Source organism: Phenylobacterium sp., assembly GCF_031181185.1.
GTDB lineage: Bacteria > Pseudomonadota > Alphaproteobacteria > Caulobacterales > Caulobacteraceae > Phenylobacterium.
Genome location: NZ_JAPSKZ010000085.1, coordinates 1 through 16071 on the forward strand (window position 1 = coordinate 1; position 16071 = coordinate 16071).

The 16071-nt window shown below is 70.8% G+C and carries 14 protein-coding genes and 1 pseudogene; 6 read left to right on the forward strand and 9 right to left on the reverse strand.

Annotated features, from left to right (window positions below; genetic code table 11):
- The 3 genes and pseudogenes from RIF93_RS11735 to RIF93_RS11745 all read right to left on the reverse strand — a co-directional run.
- A pseudogene (locus RIF93_RS11735) lies at positions 1 to 424 on the reverse strand (hypothetical protein); the annotation flags it as partial.
- Positions 421 to 2055 (reverse strand): hypothetical protein, encoded by a 1635-nt coding sequence (locus tag RIF93_RS11740; protein ID WP_309091524.1) that lies wholly within the window; start codon positions 2053 to 2055, stop codon positions 421 to 423. The gene RIF93_RS11740 and the pseudogene RIF93_RS11735, both read right to left, overlap by 4 nt.
- A complete protein-coding gene (locus RIF93_RS11745) occupies positions 2052 to 4013 on the reverse strand; it encodes a hypothetical protein (RefSeq protein WP_309091526.1) in 1962 nt (653 codons plus the stop codon). The genes RIF93_RS11740 and RIF93_RS11745 overlap by 4 nt, the downstream gene beginning before the upstream one ends.
- A gap of 137 nt (positions 4014 to 4150) precedes the next feature.
- On the opposite strand from RIF93_RS11745, the gene RIF93_RS11750 reads away from it, so the two are divergent.
- Entirely contained in the window at positions 4151 to 5209 is a 1059-nt protein-coding gene (locus RIF93_RS11750) for a hypothetical protein (protein WP_309091528.1), read from the forward strand.
- Entirely contained in the window at positions 5206 to 5958 is a 753-nt protein-coding gene (locus RIF93_RS11755) for a methyltransferase domain-containing protein (RefSeq protein ID WP_309091529.1), read from the forward strand. The genes RIF93_RS11750 and RIF93_RS11755 overlap by 4 nt, the downstream gene beginning before the upstream one ends.
- On the opposite strand, the gene RIF93_RS11760 is transcribed toward RIF93_RS11755, so the two are convergent.
- From RIF93_RS11760 to RIF93_RS11770, 3 genes are read right to left on the reverse strand one after another with little or no spacing between them, the layout of a single operon-like run.
- Positions 5939 to 7315: a hypothetical protein gene (locus RIF93_RS11760; RefSeq protein WP_309091531.1), complete on the reverse strand. Its 1377-nt coding sequence runs from the start codon at positions 7313 to 7315 to the stop codon at positions 5939 to 5941. The two genes, RIF93_RS11755 and RIF93_RS11760, sit on opposite strands and share 20 nt — an antisense overlap.
- Positions 7316 to 7352: 37 nt before the next feature.
- A complete protein-coding gene (locus RIF93_RS11765; RefSeq protein ID WP_309091533.1) occupies positions 7353 to 7712 on the reverse strand; it encodes an EamA family transporter in 360 nt (119 codons plus the stop codon).
- Positions 7709 to 8779 carry a glycosyltransferase family 2 protein gene (locus RIF93_RS11770; protein WP_309091535.1) on the reverse strand — a complete coding sequence of 357 codons (1071 nt, stop codon included), beginning with the start codon at positions 8777 to 8779 and terminating at the stop codon, positions 7709 to 7711. Before RIF93_RS11770 ends, RIF93_RS11765 begins: the two co-directional genes overlap by 4 nt.
- 120 nt (positions 8780 to 8899) lie before the next feature.
- Here RIF93_RS11770 and RIF93_RS11775 point away from each other — a divergent pair, with 120 nt between their 5' ends.
- From RIF93_RS11775 to RIF93_RS11790, 4 genes are read left to right on the forward strand one after another with little or no spacing between them, the layout of a single operon-like run.
- Complete coding sequence (locus RIF93_RS11775) at positions 8900 to 9736, forward strand: ABC transporter permease (protein ID WP_309091537.1); 837 nt, start codon at positions 8900 to 8902, stop codon at positions 9734 to 9736.
- Entirely contained in the window at positions 9733 to 10482 is a 750-nt protein-coding gene (locus RIF93_RS11780) for an ATP-binding cassette domain-containing protein (protein ID WP_309091539.1), read from the forward strand. Before RIF93_RS11775 ends, RIF93_RS11780 begins: the two co-directional genes overlap by 4 nt.
- A gap of 35 nt (positions 10483 to 10517) precedes the next feature.
- Entirely contained in the window at positions 10518 to 12164 is a 1647-nt protein-coding gene (locus RIF93_RS11785; protein ID WP_309091541.1) for a hypothetical protein, read from the forward strand.
- Positions 12161 to 13372 (forward strand): glycosyltransferase family 4 protein, encoded by a 1212-nt coding sequence (locus tag RIF93_RS11790; protein WP_309091542.1) that lies wholly within the window; start codon positions 12161 to 12163, stop codon positions 13370 to 13372. The genes RIF93_RS11785 and RIF93_RS11790 overlap by 4 nt, the downstream gene beginning before the upstream one ends.
- Here RIF93_RS11790 and RIF93_RS11795 read toward each other — a convergent pair.
- The 3 genes from RIF93_RS11795 to RIF93_RS11805 form a co-directional block, all read right to left on the reverse strand.
- Positions 13345 to 13902 (reverse strand): hypothetical protein, encoded by a 558-nt coding sequence (locus RIF93_RS11795; RefSeq protein WP_309091544.1) that lies wholly within the window; start codon positions 13900 to 13902, stop codon positions 13345 to 13347. The two genes, RIF93_RS11790 and RIF93_RS11795, sit on opposite strands and share 28 nt — an antisense overlap.
- 5 nt (positions 13903 to 13907) lie before the next feature.
- A complete protein-coding gene (locus tag RIF93_RS11800) occupies positions 13908 to 14282 on the reverse strand; it encodes a glycine zipper 2TM domain-containing protein (protein WP_309091546.1) in 375 nt (124 codons plus the stop codon).
- A gap of 82 nt (positions 14283 to 14364) precedes the next feature.
- A complete protein-coding gene (locus tag RIF93_RS11805) occupies positions 14365 to 15960 on the reverse strand; it encodes a glycosyltransferase family 4 protein (RefSeq protein ID WP_309091547.1) in 1596 nt (531 codons plus the stop codon).
- Positions 15961 to 16071: the final 111 nt, after the last annotated feature.

Genomic DNA, 16071 nt, shown 5'->3' on the forward strand with positions numbered 1-16071 from the left:
TCGCCTGCACGTCGTCGTTGGGATCGATCAGGTGCGGCGTCAGCACGATGTCGTCCGACTGCAGGTGGTCGATCAACGGGTCGAGCCCGCCCAGCAGCGCCGTGTCCGGGTCCAGGTAGATCACCACGTCGGCTTCGCCGGCGGCGCAGACCTGGTGGATGTAGGGGCCTTTCACCGCGGTGCAGACCTCGACGACGTCGTGCTTGAAGAGCCAGCTCTTGAAGTTGGGAATGCCAAGGTCCTTCGCCCACACGACGCGGTCGAACGGCTCGGCCGCAGGGTCGAAGGCCAGCTCCGGCGGCGGCTCGTCGGTGATCAGCGCCACCAGCTCCCACTCCGGATGGAACCGGCGCAGCGTCTTGAACAGCACCCGGGCGCGGTTGAGGTACGAGAACGTGAAGCTGGAATAGACTTGGACTTTCATGCCTCGGCTCTCGCAGGGAGCAGGTCGGCGGTCATGCCGCTGAGGGTGAGATCGTAGAGCATCGGCCGGCGTGCGGCGCGAGAAAGCTTAGCCGTTTCGCCCGATTCGAACGCCGCCTCGACCGACGTGTCGTCCGGCAGTACGAGGCCTTGGCCGCTCGAGGCGACGACCGCGGCGACATTGCCGCTGTCCGGCCCGGTGATCACCGCGCAGCCCGCCGCCAGCGCCTCATGGACCGCGAACGAGAAGGTCTCGCGCCACAGCGGCCACAGCAACACGACGTCGATCTCCAGCCGTTCCAACGTCTCCTGCATGGCGTTCGGTCCGCCCGCCGCCACGCGGACCTCATGGAACTCGGCTGGCGCCCCGGTGTCCTGCTGGGCCCCCAGGTGGAAGAAGGCATAGCGCGGATCGTCGGCGTAGGTCTCCGCGAGCCGCTTGAACAGGGGCCAGCCTTTGTGCGGCACGGGATAGCCGAGGAAGGCGACGCGCAGCGGCCGGTCGGCTGCAGGAACCGGGGCCGGCGCGCGCGCCACCATGCGGGCGTGCGGGTGGACCACGTGGCCGGCGGCCGGGAAATCCCAGCCGCCGCGCCAGAAGTCGAGCGTAACGGCGGCCGGGCTCACCACGGTCAGCTCCAGGCGGCGGAACAGCGCCTCGTGCGCGACCAGGTGTCGGCCGCGCCAGGGGCCGTACGCGCAGATCCCACAGGCGGCGCTGTCGGGCGGCGGCGCGGCGCAGTCCTCGACGCCGTTGCGCAGCAGATTGTAGCCCGCGCAGAGGCTCGAATAGTCGTGCAGCCAGAGGAAGCCCGTCCGGAGGCCGAGCGCCTCGAGGATCGTCAGGGTCTCGTCCGCCGCATGTCCCAACAGGCTGTGGATGGCGAAGGTGCGATGACGGCCGTCGGCGCCCGCGGCCTCGGCCAGCGCGCGCGCCACGTCGCCGGACCGGTGGACGCCGAGGTCCTGGCCATTCAGCAGCACGCCCAGACGTCCCTCCTCGCCACCGGCGTCGCTCGACGCCCTCATCATCGGCCAGTGCGCGGCCGGGAACAGGTGCAGGTGGTCGCGGCCCTGTTCGGCGACGCGCGCCGCCTCGATCTGCAGGCACAGCTGCACGCCGCCGACGTTCGCGCGATAGTCGTCCTGGCTGAAAGTGACGTGCAGGCTGGCAAGGCCCGCCCGCCCCCGCGCAAGGCCGGCGGCGAGGCGCTCCGGCCCGGCGAGCGGCTTCGCCCGCGTCGCCTTGACCGACTCCTTCAGCTGGTCGGTGACCGGCTGCTGGCGGGCGATGATGTCATACCGGAACCCCAGGTCGTGCCCCGGCGTCCGCCCCTCGCGCCGGCCATGGCGCAGGTAATGGACGAAGGGATTGATCCCCGCCTTCTCCACCTCGGGATTCTCGTTGAGGTAGGCCCTGACCGAGAAGTTCGGGTTCGGGTCGCGGCCTTCCCGCCAGCCGTGGGTTAGGAAGTGGTGCAGCGGATCGGCGCCCGCGGCGGCCACGTCGGGGCTCAGGCCCAGGTAGTGGCGACGATCGAACTCGGCCGCCACCAGCCGGCGATCGGGATGGAAGAAGCCGGCCGCGCGGGTCACCACGCGGCGGAGGATCGGCGGCAGGCGAAGGCTCATGGGCGCCTCGCGCCCTCAAACAGGTCGACCGTCAGGTTGCTGAACTCGAGATCGTACAGTCGGGGCTTACGGCTCGCGCGGCCGAGCTTCCCGATCGCGCCGTCCTCGAACGCCTGTGTCAGGGCCGCTTCGTCGGGCAGCACCCAGCCGTGGCCGCCTTCACGCACAAAAGCCTGGACGTTCCCGCTGTCGGGGCCGGTGACCACCGCGCAGCCGGCCGCGACGGCCTCGTAGGCGATGAACGAGAACGTCTCTCGGCACAGCGGCCAGATCAGCACGACGTCTGCCTCCACCGCCTCCAGCGTCTGCTGCATCATCCGCGGCTGGTCCTCGGTGACCACGACCGGGTGGAACGCCAGGGGAAGGCCGGGAACGGTGCGGCTGCCGAGATGCAGGAAGGTGTAACGGCCATCGCCTTCGCACCGCAGCACGAGATCCCGGAAGACTTCCCAGCCTTTGTGCGCCGACGGCACGCCCGCGTAGGCGACGCGCAGCGGCCGGCCTTGGGCGAAAGGCGCTGGGCCGCGGTCCTCGAGCCGGGCGTGCGGCAGGACCACCGTGCGGGCGCCCGGATGCAGGCCGCTCGCCAGCCACAGGTCCAGCGTCGGCTGTGACGGGGCGACGACGGTGAGGTCCAGCCGCTCGAACAGCCGCCGGTGGGCGGCGATGTGGCGCTGGCGATGGCTGAAATAGGAGCAGACGCTGCAGGCGGGGCTGCCCGGCGGCGGCGCGGCGCAGTCCTGCACGTCGTTGCGCAGCAGGTGATAGCCGGCGCACAGGCTCGCAAAGTCGTGCAGCCAGAACCAGCCCGAGGTCAGCCCGACGGCGCCGAGGATCTCGGCGGTCTCCTCCGGCGAATGGCCAAGCAGACTGTGGATCGCAAAGGTGCGCTGGCCGGGCGTGGTCGCTCCCGCCGCGGTCTTCAGGGCCGTCGCGACCGTCTTCGGCTTGAAGAAGCCGATCGGTTCGCCATTCCAGAGCACGCCCAGCAGCCCGGGCTCCCCGGCTTCACGGACGACCGGCCAGGGGTCGGCGGGATAGAGATGCAGGTGATCGCGTCCAAGGGCCGCCACCCGAGCGTCCTCGCGCTGGAGACACAGCTGCACGCCGCCCAGGTTCGCCGAATAGTCGTCGTGGCTGAACGTGACATGCAGGTCGCGCAGGCCCGAGCGCGAGGCCGCCAGCGCCTGGGACAGCCGGGCCAGCGGATCGACCTTGCGGGCCGCGGCCCGCGCGGCGATCTCGGCCGTCCGGACCGCCACCGGCCGCAGGTCCGACAGAAGCTGGTAGCGGAAGCCCAGTTCGCTGCGGGGCTGGCGCCCTTCCGCGCGGCCCGCCCGCAGGTAGTGGACGAACGGGTTCACGCCGGCCGCTGCGATGTCGGGATACGTCTCGAGATAGTCGCGGACGGAGAAGCGCGGGTTGGGGTCGCGCCCCTCCAGCCAGCCGGTGATCAGGAAGTGCTCCAGCGGATCCTGCCCCGCCTCGGCCACGTCGATGTTGGCCTGCAGGTAGAATTCGACCTCGAATTCGGGCGCGATCAGCGCCCGCTCGTCGGCCAGCTGTTCGGGCGAGGGCCCCAGGCGCTGCGGCTCCGGCGCCGCCAGACTGGGTTCGGCGGCCTCGAAGCGCCAGCCGCCACGGCCGGCAGCGCTCAGCAGGTACCGCTCGCCTTTGGCCGAAGGCCGCACCGGCCGGCCTTCTCGGCGCCCGTGCGCCAGGTAATGGAAAAACGGCTCGACCTTGGTGCGGCGGACGTCCGGATTGTCTTCCAGATAAGCCTGCGAGGAGAACCACGGCGCGGGATCGCGCCCCTCGCGCCAGCCGCTCTCGAGGTAGTGGCGCAAGGGATCGGCGCCGCCTGCAGCCACGTCTGGATAGGCGGCCCGATAGAACGCCGCATCCAGCGCGACCGAGACGACCCGGTGGACTTCGTCGGCTGCGGCCGTCGCGGCCATGCGGCGCAAATTCCTTCACTGTGACGGGGGCTTCTGTGCAACAGAAGGTCTAGGGGATCAACAGGCCGCCCGGGCTTGCGGCGGAATGCGCCGCCCCCTACACGCATGCGCCATCAAGGCCCGCGCCGGACCCGAGGATGACGACCACAGCTCCCCGCACAGCCTATCTGGTGCTCGGCATGCACCGCTCCGGCACCTCCGCGGTGACGCAGCTCCTCTCGCTGGCGGGCGCCGAGCTGCCCGAGAACGTCATGCCGGGGGACGAGCACAACGCTCAGGGCTACTTCGAGCCCTGGAAGATCGCGCTCCTCAACGACGAGCGGCTTCGGGCGGCGGGCTCGGCCTGGGACGACGTCTTCGCCTTCCCCTTCCGGCCATTGTCCCGCAAGGACGACCGCGCCTGGGCGAATCGCGCGATGGAACTGGTCGAGGCGGAATACGGCGACGCCCGTTTCCCGCTGCTGAAGGACCCGCGGGTCTCGGTGCTGCTGCCGCTGTGGCGGACGGTCCTCGCCGACCTCGACCTCGGCGCCCGCTGCGTGATTCCCGTGCGCCACCCGCTGGCCGTCGCGGGTTCGCTGCGTCGACGCGACGGGTTCGTCGAGCAGAAGTCGGTGCTGGTCTGGACGGCCTACATGCTGGCCGCAGAGGCCTACACGCGGGACCTGCCGCGGGCCTTCGTCGGTTACGACGCCCTGCTCTCGGACTGGCGGGCCCAAGTGAACCGAATCGAGGCGGCCCACGACGCGCCGCTGCCGGCGCTCGACGAGCGCGCCGCCCGCCGGATCGACAAGGCGCTGGCGCCGGACCTTCGCCACAACGCCGCCGCGGGCGATCTGGCGGCTCTCGGCTGGCCCGGCGAGATCGCCGCTCGGGTCCTGGCCTGGTTCGAGGCCGCGGCCCGGGACGAAGCGCCGTCGCGCGAGCCGCTGGAAGCGGCCGCCGCAGTGCTGGAGCGCCGCTCCGCCGAGGTGGGGCCGCTGATCTCCCCCGCCGCGCGCGACCTGGACATCGCCCGCGCCGAGCTGCTGGAGGCCCGCGCCAAGGTCGCCGTGCTGGAAGAGACCCTGGTCCGCGACCGGGAGGTGCTGGAGGAGGGCTGGCGCTCCACGATCCAGCGCCTGGACCACCACCGCGACCTGCTGGTCGCCGTCGAGGCGCAGCTGGACGCCGTGCTCGGCGAGGATGCGTCGTGAAAGCCACGACATCCGAACTCGAAGTCCGCCTCGCCCGGTTCCCGAAGACCCGTCCCCCGCTGCCGCGTGAGATCCAGGAGATCTACGCCCGCCAGTACGCCGAGAACCGCGCCGGGGAGACGACCGCCGCCTCGTTGGCCCAGCGCCTGGAAGCCTGGATGCACCGCCAGGTGGCCGCCGACGCCTCGCCCGCCAAGGCCACGCTCGAACTTGGCGCCGGCAACCTGAACCAGCTGCCGTTCGAGCCCGAGGGCGGCGCCTACGACATCGTCGAGCCGTTCGCCGAGCTCTACCAGGACTCGCCGCGCCTGGCGCGGGTGCGGGCGGTCTATGCCGACGTAGCCGAGGTTCCGGTGGGTGCGCAGTACGACCGGATCACCAGCGTCGCCTGCCTCGAGCACATCTGCGACTTGCCGGTCGCCCTGGCGCGATCCGCTCGCCTGCTCGCTCCAGGCGGCGCCTTCCGCGCGGCGATCCCCAGCGAGGGCGGTCTGCTCTGGAAGCTGGGCTGGTCGTTGACCACGGGCCTTGAGTTCCGGCTGCGGCACGGCCTCGACTACGGCCTGCTGATGGCCCACGAGCACGTCAACGACGCCGCAGAGATTGAGGCGCTCACGCGGGCGCTATTCGAGGACGTGCGGGTGAGGAGCTTCGGCGTCGGCCGCCAGCTCTCGCTCTACCGGTTCATCGAGGCGCGCGGCCCGCGCCTGGAGGTCGCCGAAGCCTGGCTTACGCGGTTCGGCGCCTGATCCGCGGATCGAGCGCCACGTAGGCCAGCCCCGTGAGCGCCGCCAGGTCCAGGAAGTAGAGGTAACGGTAGTCGCACGCGAGCGAGATCACGTAGAAGCTCGCCGCGAAGCTCAGCGCCGTCAGCATCAGCCCGGCCATGGCGATATCGGCCCGTTCGCGCCGCAGCAGCAGGAAGCCGGTCACCGCCAGGGCCAGCGCCGCATAGGCGGGGTGCGACAGGCCGGGCGTGTCCATCCACCAGGTCGTGTAGTTCCACAGGCGGGTGTCATCCACCTCGCCCTGCCGGGAGCGGATGCCCAGCTGCCGCATGTGCTTGGGCGGGCCGTCGACGCCCAGGTGGATCGGCAGGCACTTGTCGATGTCGGGCGTCAGGAACACCCAGCGGAACACCTCCAGCCGGCGGCGCGCATAGCCCACCGGATCCTCGGCCAGCGTCTGCGCCCACTGTTTGCCGATGGTCGGCGTGTCGTAACTGACCAAGGCCCGGCCCAGCGTCTTCGACCCTAGGAGGGCGTCGATGCGCACGGGCGAATAGTACTTCGGCGCCTCGACCCGGAGGTCGGCGGCGGCCTGGGGATTATCGGCCTCGAGCGCCTGCAGCGGCCGGTTCGGGTTCTCGGCGATGGCCCCAGCCAGATCGTAGCCTTGCAGCAGCCGGAGCCCCACGTTGCGGGTCTCCCCTGGCGGGTCCTTCACCGGGGTGACGGCGTTCAGGGCGATCGAGAGCACGAGGGGGATGGCGAAGCCCGCCGCCGCCCAGGCCAAGGCCTTGCGCCAACCCGAGCTCCAGGCGGCCCATGCCAGCGTCGCCGCCGAGAACACGCAGACCAGGGCGCCGTTCTGGCGCAGCAGGCAAGCCACCGCCAGCAGCAGGAAAGCCAGTCCGAGCAGCGGCAGCCGCCCGCGGCCATCCCAACGCTTGACCGCGTGCGCCAGGGTCACGAATCCGGCGATGGCGAAGTTGGCGAACAGCACGTCCTTCCAGGCGATCGCCTGATAGATCAGCACCTGGGGCGCGAGCATCGCGCCCGCCAGCACGAACGGCGCGATCCACGCTACGCGGCCGCGCAACGACGGCATCGCGGCCCAGGACAGCACCAGCAGCAGGGCCGCGCCGCAGACGTAGGCGAACGGTGAGCCCGGCGTGATCCGGTCGAAGAAGCCCAGGATGGAGGAGAACATCGGCGGCCCGAACACCAGCCGCACGCCGGTTCGGCCCTCGACCAGCGAAATGACCGAGTCCACCGACATGTGGCCGGGATGGTTCAGGAAGAGGATCAGGCCATAACCGACCGTCAGGACGGCGAGCCAGAGAAGCGCCGGCGCCAGGCGAAGCAGGCTGCGCTGGGCTGTCATCGATGTTTCCCCCCGGAAAATCTCAGGTGTCGGAATATCAGGCGTTCTGGCTCTGGATCACCGCCAGGCCGGCCAGCATCAGCACGTATCCCGCCGCCATCCGCCAGCCGAGCGGCTCCTTGAACAGCAGCCAGGCGACCAGCGGGATCAGGCCCGTCCCGGCCAAGGCGAAGGGATAGGCCTTCGACAGCGGCACCCGCGTCAGGATGTAGAACCAGAACATCGCCGTCAGGCCGTACCAGGCCAGCGCCGTGATCAGCGGCCAGTTGGTGACCAGCTTCTGGAGCAGCGGTCCCGTCTGGCGCGACTGGTAGACCGCAGCCCATTTGAACATCGCCTGTCCGACAGGCAGCGCCAGTGAGAAGCCGGCGCAGAGCATCATGTCACGAGGCGTCACGCGCCACCCTTCCGCGCCTGCAGGCGCTCCACCGTGCGTAGGTAGGGATGGATCGGACGGCTGGGCACGTTCAGCACGTCGAAGTTCATCGCCTGCAGCAGCAGCTGCGCGCCCAGGATGATCGGCAGGGCGGCCATCATGACCACGCCGGCCGACGCGGCCTGGCCGGGCTCTCGGTTCGCCAGGTAGCTCAGCGCGTAGCCCACCCCGAACAGCGCCGAGAACGCGCCGAACACCATCTCGAGGCTGGCGGCGTTGAAGTCGCGCACGAAGTATTGGCCCAGCACCCGCTGCACGAAGTTGCGCAGGTGCTTCAGGGCGAACGGCCCGATGATCCGGCTGATGCGGATATTGCTGACCTCGTCGGCGTAGCGGGCCGGCATCGGCACGTCGCGGACCACCGCCCGCAGCGTCCCCAGGTGGTAGAGCAGGTCCGTCTCGAAGAAGAACCGGCGCGAGACCCGCTTCTCCATCACCAGCTTCGCCACATTGGCCTCGATGGCGGTGTAGCCGTTGGTCGGGTCGAAGATGTTCCAGTAGCCGGTCGACAGCTTCGCCGCGAAGCTCAGCACCGCGTTCCCGAACACCCGGATCGTCGGCATGGTCTGCAGATGGCTGATCGAGGTGAAGCGGTTGCCCTTGGCGTAGTCGGCTTCGCCCAGCAGGATCGGCGCCACCAGCTGGGCGGCCTGTTCCAGGTCCATCTGGTCGTCGCCGTCCACCTTCACGAGCACCCGACCACCCCGCGCCGCAGCCTCGCGGTAGCCCGCCATGGTGGCGCCGCCGACGCCCTGGTTCTCGGGCAGGCGGATCACCACGACGCGCGGGTCGGTGTTCTCGGCCTCGATGAAGTCACCCGAACCGTCCGGGCAGGCGTCGTCGACGCAGACGATCCCCTCCACCCAGGCCGGCGTCTTGCGGATGACGTTCAGGATATGCGCCTTGACCTTGTAGCAGGGCACGACCAGCCACACGCCCGCGTCCTCCAGGCGCAGGCGCCCGCCCAGGGCGAGCGCGTCCAGGGGCAGCGGATTCGGGTCTCGGGCGATCTTGTCGATCGAGGTCATGGTAAGCTTCGGCCCCTCGGCCGCCCGGCTAACATGGAACTCGGGGGCGTGGCAAAGGCGCGGGCCATTGCACCGCCCTGGCGCGCCTGATACCTCCGGCGCCTTCTTTCGGGAGAGCTGATGGACTCGGCCACCCACATGCTGCGGACCGGCCAGCGCGGCGGGCTGTTCCAGCTTCAGATGGCGTTTCGCGACCTCAAGGGCTCGGGCCACCGCCTGGGACTGGCGTGGTCGCTTGCCTGGCACGACATCGTGTCGCGCTACCGCGGCTCGGTGCTGGGGCCGTTCTGGATCACGCTGTCCATGGGCCTGATGGTCCTGGGCATCGGCTTCCTCTACTCGAACCTGTTCAGCATCCCACTGAACGAGTTCCTGCCGTTCGTCGCCTTGGGCATCGTCTTCTTCGGCGTGATGACCGGCATCATCAACGAGGGCTGCGAAACCTTCGTCCAGGCCAAGGGCATGCTGTCGCAGACCAGCCTGCCGATGTTCACCTTCGTCTGGCGCACGGTGCTGCGGAACCTGATCAGCCTGGCGCACCACCTGGTGATCGTGATCGGCGTGCTCGCGTTCTACGGCTACTGGGGCAAGGCCAATCTGCTCCCGGCGCTCGCAGGCCTCGTGCTGATGGTGGTCAACGCCAGCTGGATCAGCATGGTCGCGGGCATCGCCTCGGCGCGCTTTCGCGACATTCCCCAGATCGTCGTTTCGGTGATGCAGTTCGCCATCTTCATGACGCCGGTGTTCTGGCGCCCCGACCGGTTCTCGGGCGAGCACATGGCCATCCTGCACGCCAACCCGTTCTTCCACATGCTGGATGCGGTCCGCGCGCCGCTGCTGGGCCAGGCCGTCGCGCCCCAGAGCTACGTCGTGCTCGTCGCCATGGCCGTGGGCGGCTGGCTGTTCACCTTCGCGCTGTTCGCGCGCACCCGCCGCCGGATCGTCCACTACCTATGAGCCAGCCGCCCGTTTCCATCACCTGCACGGGGCTGACGATCCGCTTCCCCGTCTACGGCGTCGACGCCAAGTCGCTGAAGAAGTCGCTGGCGCGCGTGGCCGTGGGCGGCAAGCTGGGCCGTCACTTCGGAGCCACCGACGTCACCGCCCTGCAGGACCTGAACCTGAGCCTGAAAGCCGGCGACCGGCTGGGCCTGATCGGCCACAACGGCTCGGGCAAGACCACCCTGCTGCGCGCGCTCTCCGGCGCCTACGAACCGGACGAAGGCGTCATCGAGGTCCAGGGCCGCATCGCCGCCCTGCTCGACCTGCAGCTCGGAATCGACCTCACCGCCACCGGCTACGACAACATCCGCCTACGCGGCCGCATCGGCGGCCTCTCGGCCAAGGAGGTCGAGGCGCGCATGGACGAGATCGCCGAGTTCACCGGCCTTGGTCCCTTCCTCGCTATGCCGGTGAAGACCTATTCGGCCGGGATGCAGGCCCGCCTCGCCTTCGCGGCCGCGACCGCCGTGGATTGCGACGTGCTGCTGATGGACGAGTGGATCGCCGTCGGCGACACCGACTTCCAGAAGCTGGCCCACAAGCGGCTGCTGAACCTCGTGGAGCGGGCCGGCATCCTGGTCCTCGCCACCCACGACGTGGACCTGCTCAAGCTGTACTGCAACAAGGTCATGCGGCTGGAGGCGGGCGTCGCCTCCGAGGTCGTCGACATCCGCCAAGTCGACCAACTGCTGGCGGCCTAGACCCCCGGCTGGTAGGCCAGGACAGGGATCAGGGCGTGGACGTCATCTTCACCATCGTGTCGCGGAACTACGCGGCCCAGGCGGCGACGCTCATGCAGAGCTTGGCCGCGGCCGAGCCCGCCGCCCGCCGCGTGGTCGTGGCCGCCGATGGTCCGATCCCCGAATTGGCCGACGCCGCCGAGGTGATCCTGGCGGCGGACCTGGGCGCCCCGGTCCGCGACATGAGCGTCTATTACGAGGCGCTCGAGCTCAACACGGCGGTGAAGCCCTTCGTATTCCGCAGCCTCTTGGCGTGGGACGGCGTGGACAGCGTCACCTACCTCGACCCCGACATCTTCGTCTTTCGCCCGATGGACCCGGTGCGCGAGGGCCTGGGGCGCGCGCCGCTCTGCCTGACGCCACACGTCACGCGGCCGCTGACCACGCCCGGCAATCCTACGAACGAGGACCTCGCCAGTTCGGGGCGCTTCAACCTGGGCTTCCTCTCGGCCCGCCGCGACCCGCAGGTCGCCGCCCTGCTGGACTGGTGGGCCGATCGCTGCCGCTTCGACAGCCGGGTCGCGCCTGACGAGGGGGTCTTCACCGACCAGAAGTGGATGGACCGCGCGCTCGGATTCGTCCCGGGGGCTGCGGTCCTCGAACATCCGGGCCTCAATCTCGCCTACTGGAACCTGGAAGGCCGCGTGCTGGCCAGGGCCGGCGACGGCTGGCGCGTGGACGGCGAGCCGCTGGTCTTCTTCCACTTCTCGGGCTTCGATCCCGAGCGGCCGCTGAAGCTCAGCAAGCACCAGAACCGCTTCCGGGTGGCGGCAGGCTCCCCGATGGCGGGGCTTTTGGCGGACTACGCCCTGGCGCTTAAGGCGAACGGCCATGCGGCCGCAAAGGCCAAGGGATACGCCTTCGACCGGTTCGCTTCCGGCCGGCGGGTGACGCCCGCCATGCGCCGCGCCGCGCTCGCCGCCGCGCGCGCCGGCGAGACCTTTCCCGACGGCCTGGGCCCGGCGACCGAAGCCTGGATGGACGCGCCCGATCCGGCCCAGCCGCACATGACCCGCGTCATGGCTGCGGTGGCGGCCGAGCAGCCCGCCGCACAGTACGCCTGGTGGTTCGCGCCGAACGCCGAGGCGCTCGGCGCCGACCGCGCCTCCGCCGAGGCGGCGCTGAAGCTGAACGGTCCCAGCGACCCCGCCGAACGCTACCGCGGGGACGAGCTCACCGCCTGGTGGATCGGACCCGAGGCCATCGTCGGGCGGTTCGAGATGGACGCCCTGCCCGAGCATGAGACCGACCGGCTGCTCGCCTATCCATCCGTACTCGCCCGCGCGGCGGAACTGTCGGAGACAGAGCGGCGTCCGTCGGAACTGCGCCGCTTGCTCTTCGCCGCCTTTGGCCTGCCCCACCGCGCCCGTTGGCCCGAGCGTCTGGCGGCGCGGCTGCAGGCGCCGCACCTGTTCCCTGACGCCCGGGCGCTGATCGGCGTCTTCGGCGAGATCTGGGACGCCAGGCCGGACCTGCAGCAGCTCTATCCGCTGGACACCGCGCTCGGCCGCTTCCGCTATCTGCGCTGGCTGGTCGCCGGCGGCCTCGCCGAATATGGCGTGCCGATCGAGGCGCTGCCGGCCCGCATCCGCCGCCATCCGCTGGTGCGCCTGGCTCGGGCGACGGTGCGGACGCGCCGATGAGCCTCGGCCGCCTCCAGAGCTTATGGCGGGCCGCCCTGCCGCCGCAGGCGCGTGTGCTGGCGGCCCCGCTGTTGCGCCATGGTCTCAGGGCCTATGTCCACGCCAGCCGCCGCCCCGCGCCGGTGGCCGGACCGCTGCCGATCCGCGTCGTGGGGTTCTTCGGCCAGAGCCACGGCATCGCCGCCTCGGCCAAGCTCGCGGTCCGCGCCTTCGAAGCCCTGGGAGCCGCCGTCGAGACGGTGGCGATCGGCCCGGGCCTGGACGCCCGCGCGGCTTTGCAGGACCCCAGCCCCGCCCTCTGGATCTTCCACCTCAACCCGCCCGAACTGGTCGGCGCCCTGGCCTCGCTGGGCCCTACACGCGTCGCCGGACCGCGCTTCGGCTATTGGGCCTGGGAGCTGCCCAAGGCGCCTGCCGACTGGCTGGCCGACGCCCGTCTGCTGGACGAGGTCTGGGCGCCCAGCCAGTACGTCGCCCAGGCCCTGGACGGCGCCCGCGCGCCGGTGCGCGCGGTGCCGCATCCGCTGTTCCCGGAGGATTATCGCGGCGTCGCGCCTGCGCCGCGCACGGCTGCGTTCCAGGCGGTCACGCTGTTCGACTTCAACTCTTCGGCGGCGCGCAAGAACCCCGAGGGGACGATCGCGGCTTTCCGCCGCGCCTTCGGCGACGACCCCGCCTGCGAACTGGTCATCAAGACCCAGAACGGCGCCCAGCATCCGCAGGCGCTGGCGCGGCTGCGCGCGAGCGCCGGGCCGCAGGTCCGGGTGGTCAACGAGTCCTGGCCCTATGCCGAGGTGAAGCGCTTGATCGCGGGCGCCGACGTGCTGATTTCGCTGCACCGGGCGGAAGGCTTCGGCCTCACCATGGCTGAGGCCATGGCGTTGGGCACCCCCACCATCGCGACCGCCGCCACCGGCAACCTCGACTTCCAGGACGAGGCCTCGGCCCTGCTCGTGCCATTCACGCCGACGCCGGTCGAGGACCCCCAGCGGATCTACCGGGGCCAGACCTGGGCCGAGCCGGACGTCGAGGCCGCCGCCCACGCGTTGCGGCGCCTGCGCGACGAACCCGGCCTAGGCGCGCGCTTGGCCGAGGCGGGGCGCGTCCGCGTGGCCGAGCGGCTCTCCCCCGACGCGTGGCTCCGCAGCCTGCCCGAGGCGGTGCAGGCTGCGGTGGCGCATCAGCGGTCGGGGCTGTTCGGCGTATAGGCAGGCGCCTGGGCCGCGGGGGCCTGGGCGTTGCGGTCGTCATCGTCGTCGTCGACGCGCGGCGGATCGCATTTCCCGGCGCGCGCCTGGACCACGTAGAAGAGCGCCCGCCCTTCGGCGAAGTTGTTGTGTTCGGCGATGGGATTGGTCGGCTCGCCGGTCAGCAGGCTGGGCGCCTCCATCGACCGGTCGCCGCCCACCGCCGCCACATTGCTGAGCGACTGCTGGTTCCAGCGCGCCAGCGGGGCGCTGCAGGCGGCGACAACCGCCTGGGCCACGGCTCCGGCGTCGTCCTCGGACTTGGCCAGGGTGTAGCCCCAGCGGTGCAGGCAGTCGTCGACGACGAGGCCGCCGTCGATACCGACGCCGGGCGCCGCCGCCTGGGCCGTACCGTTGAACGGCTTGCAGAGCCCCTCGCCTCCCAGCGCCGCGGTATTGTTCTGGCGCCGGTTGTTGTTTCCGCCCTCACAGGCCGCCAGGCCCAGGGCCGCGGCCGAAACAGCTGCGATCAGGATCGTTCCCTTCCCCATGCGCATCACCCGCACACCCGCATCGGCGCATGCACCAGCTGGCCGTAGGGATCGTAGTAGGCCCGCGTTTCATAGCGGCAGCCGCGCGGGCGGTACGAGGCCGGGGTCGCCTCGGCGCGCCGGTAGCTGCGGGCCGAGTTGTAGCTGCGCGGCGCCGAGCGCTTGCACTTGGTGAGCTGGTTGCCGGCGAAGCCGCCCACGGCGGCGCCGAGCAGGGTGCCTTCGGTGCGATCGCCGCGTCCGGCCACGGCATTGCCCAGCAGGCCGCCGGCCACGGCGCCCACCACGGTGCCTGTCGTCCGTTTCGAGCAGGCCGCCTCACCCACGGCGGGTAGGGCGGCGACGGCGAGGGCAGCCCCCGCCAGCATGCCGATCCGCATATCGTTTCTCCTCTGCGTGTCGCCTCGCTTGCGCGAGGTTCGTCGGGGAAAAACGTCCGTGCGCCGGATCGGATGCGCAGTCTTACGTCAGCCAGTCGACAAAGCCGTACTTCGCCATCCAGCCCATCGCCAGCTCCAGCGCGCGCCGCTCAGGCGGCGGAGAAGCCAGCAGGATCTCACGAACCGTCATGGGGCCGCGGGCAGACAGCAGGTCGAGGACGGTCGCGCAGCTCGCCGCCGGCGCCCGCAACGGCCCATAGGCGCGATCGAGCTGCACATCGTCCGTGCGGCGCACGTCGTCGGCCGTCACGCCCCGCACCGGCGCAAGCCGCGTCTCCATGGTGAGGACCTCGGTCGCGAAGTGGGCGAAGTCGACGAACGGGTCGCCCTTCACCGGGTTTGACGCCCACCCCGACGGCGGATCCCCGGCGGCGGCGCGCACTTGCCCCAGCTCCTCCACCAGGTCGCGGTACTGGCCGGCGACCACCGGCCAGTCGAAAGCGGTGCGGATCCGCTCGCGGCCAGCCGCGCCCATCCGCCGCCGCAGATCCGGCGAGCGGATCAGCTCGGCCAAGGCCTGGGCGCACCGCCCGATGTGGACCGCCGTGTGCTGCGCTACGGCGCCGACGTAGGTCTGGTAGGTCTCCAGCTCCATCACATGGCGCGACGCAAGGACCGCGCCCAGCCCGCCGGCCGCCGGGCCGCCCAGCGTCGGCACGAGGAAGCCTTCTTGGCCGTCGCGCACCGTGAAGCGGTAGCCGTCCCAGTCGCTGACCACCACCGGCAGTCCGGCCGCCATGGCTTCCAGCGGCGTGATGCCGAAAGTCTCTTGGATGTTGTCGACCAGCGACAGGAAGATGTCTGAGGCCGCCCACAGCCGGCCCAGCCGCTCGCGGTCGTTGCCGTTCTCGAAGCGCACCTCCACCCCGCCGGCGTAGGCGGCCGCCGCCTGGGCGTATCGATCGCGGTCCGCCGCGTCGGGAAACCAGCCGGCCATGGCGAACACCACCTTGGCCCCGGTCTCCTCCGCAGCCTTGCGCACCGCCTTGAACATCGGCTGCGGGAAGGCCTTCTCGAAGAAGGACAGCCGGCCGACCCACAGCACCAGCACGTCGTCGTCGGCGAGGCCCAGTTCCTGGCGCAGCTCGGCGCGGGCCTGAGGCCGATCGGCCAGGGCGCGGAAGGTCTCCCCATGCACGCCCAGCGGGATGATCGGCAGGGCCGGTTGCGGCGGCGGCCGACCTCCGGTGCGCTCCGCCAGATGCTCGCCCAGGCCTGCGAACATCTGCGACAGACCGTCCTGCACGCTGGGCGAGGTGCAGACGATGGCGTCCCAGGGGTGGTTCGGCGCGATCAGGCTGGCGGCCATCAGCTCGCGCACCGCCGGCGGCGCCAGGGTGTGAGCCAGCCCGATCAGGCTGTAGGCGCGGTCGCCGCCCGCTTTGCGCCGAAGCCACGCCAGTTCGCTGATGTAGGGCTGGCCGCGGAGCAGCGCTCCGGAAGCCTTCGGAAGAGCGGTGTTCAGGAGCTGGCCCGACGCCACGCGCGTTGCGGCGCCGGAGTCGCCCAGCAGGCCCGCGCGCAGGTCGGCTTCGCCCGGCGGCCGCACGGCCAGGATGTCCACCTGCTCGAAGCCGCCGTGCCGGGCGAGCGCCTGGATCAGCTGAAGATTGGCCACATCCTTCCCAAACGGGTTGGGGCCAAGGCCCAGCTGGCCCGAGGGATGATAAATGGAAAGTCGCGCGGACATCGGACAACGCCTCTACACCACCGGGCGCAGAACGCCACG

Bases quoted from the DNA above. Each gene is read 5' to 3' on its own strand.
- RIF93_RS11740 (WP_309091524.1), bottom strand. From the start codon at position 2,055: ATGAGCCTTCGCCTGCCGCCGATCCTCCGCCGCGTGGTGACCCGCGCG.
- RIF93_RS11745 (WP_309091526.1), bottom strand. From the start codon at position 4,013: ATGGCCGCGACGGCCGCAGCCGACGAAGTCCACCGGGTCGTCTCGGTC.
- RIF93_RS11750 (WP_309091528.1), top strand. From the start codon at position 4,151: ATGACGACCACAGCTCCCCGCACAGCCTATCTGGTGCTCGGCATGCAC.
- RIF93_RS11760 (WP_309091531.1), bottom strand. From the start codon at position 7,315: ATGACAGCCCAGCGCAGCCTGCTTCGCCTGGCGCCGGCGCTTCTCTGG.
- RIF93_RS11770 (WP_309091535.1), bottom strand. From the start codon at position 8,779: ATGACCTCGATCGACAAGATCGCCCGAGACCCGAATCCGCTGCCCCTG.
- RIF93_RS11775 (WP_309091537.1), top strand. From the start codon at position 8,900: ATGGACTCGGCCACCCACATGCTGCGGACCGGCCAGCGCGGCGGGCTG.
- RIF93_RS11780 (WP_309091539.1), top strand. From the start codon at position 9,733: ATGAGCCAGCCGCCCGTTTCCATCACCTGCACGGGGCTGACGATCCGC.
- RIF93_RS11790 (WP_309091542.1), top strand. From the start codon at position 12,161: ATGAGCCTCGGCCGCCTCCAGAGCTTATGGCGGGCCGCCCTGCCGCCG.
- RIF93_RS11795 (WP_309091544.1), bottom strand. From the start codon at position 13,902: ATGGGGAAGGGAACGATCCTGATCGCAGCTGTTTCGGCCGCGGCCCTG.
- RIF93_RS11800 (WP_309091546.1), bottom strand. From the start codon at position 14,282: ATGCGGATCGGCATGCTGGCGGGGGCTGCCCTCGCCGTCGCCGCCCTA.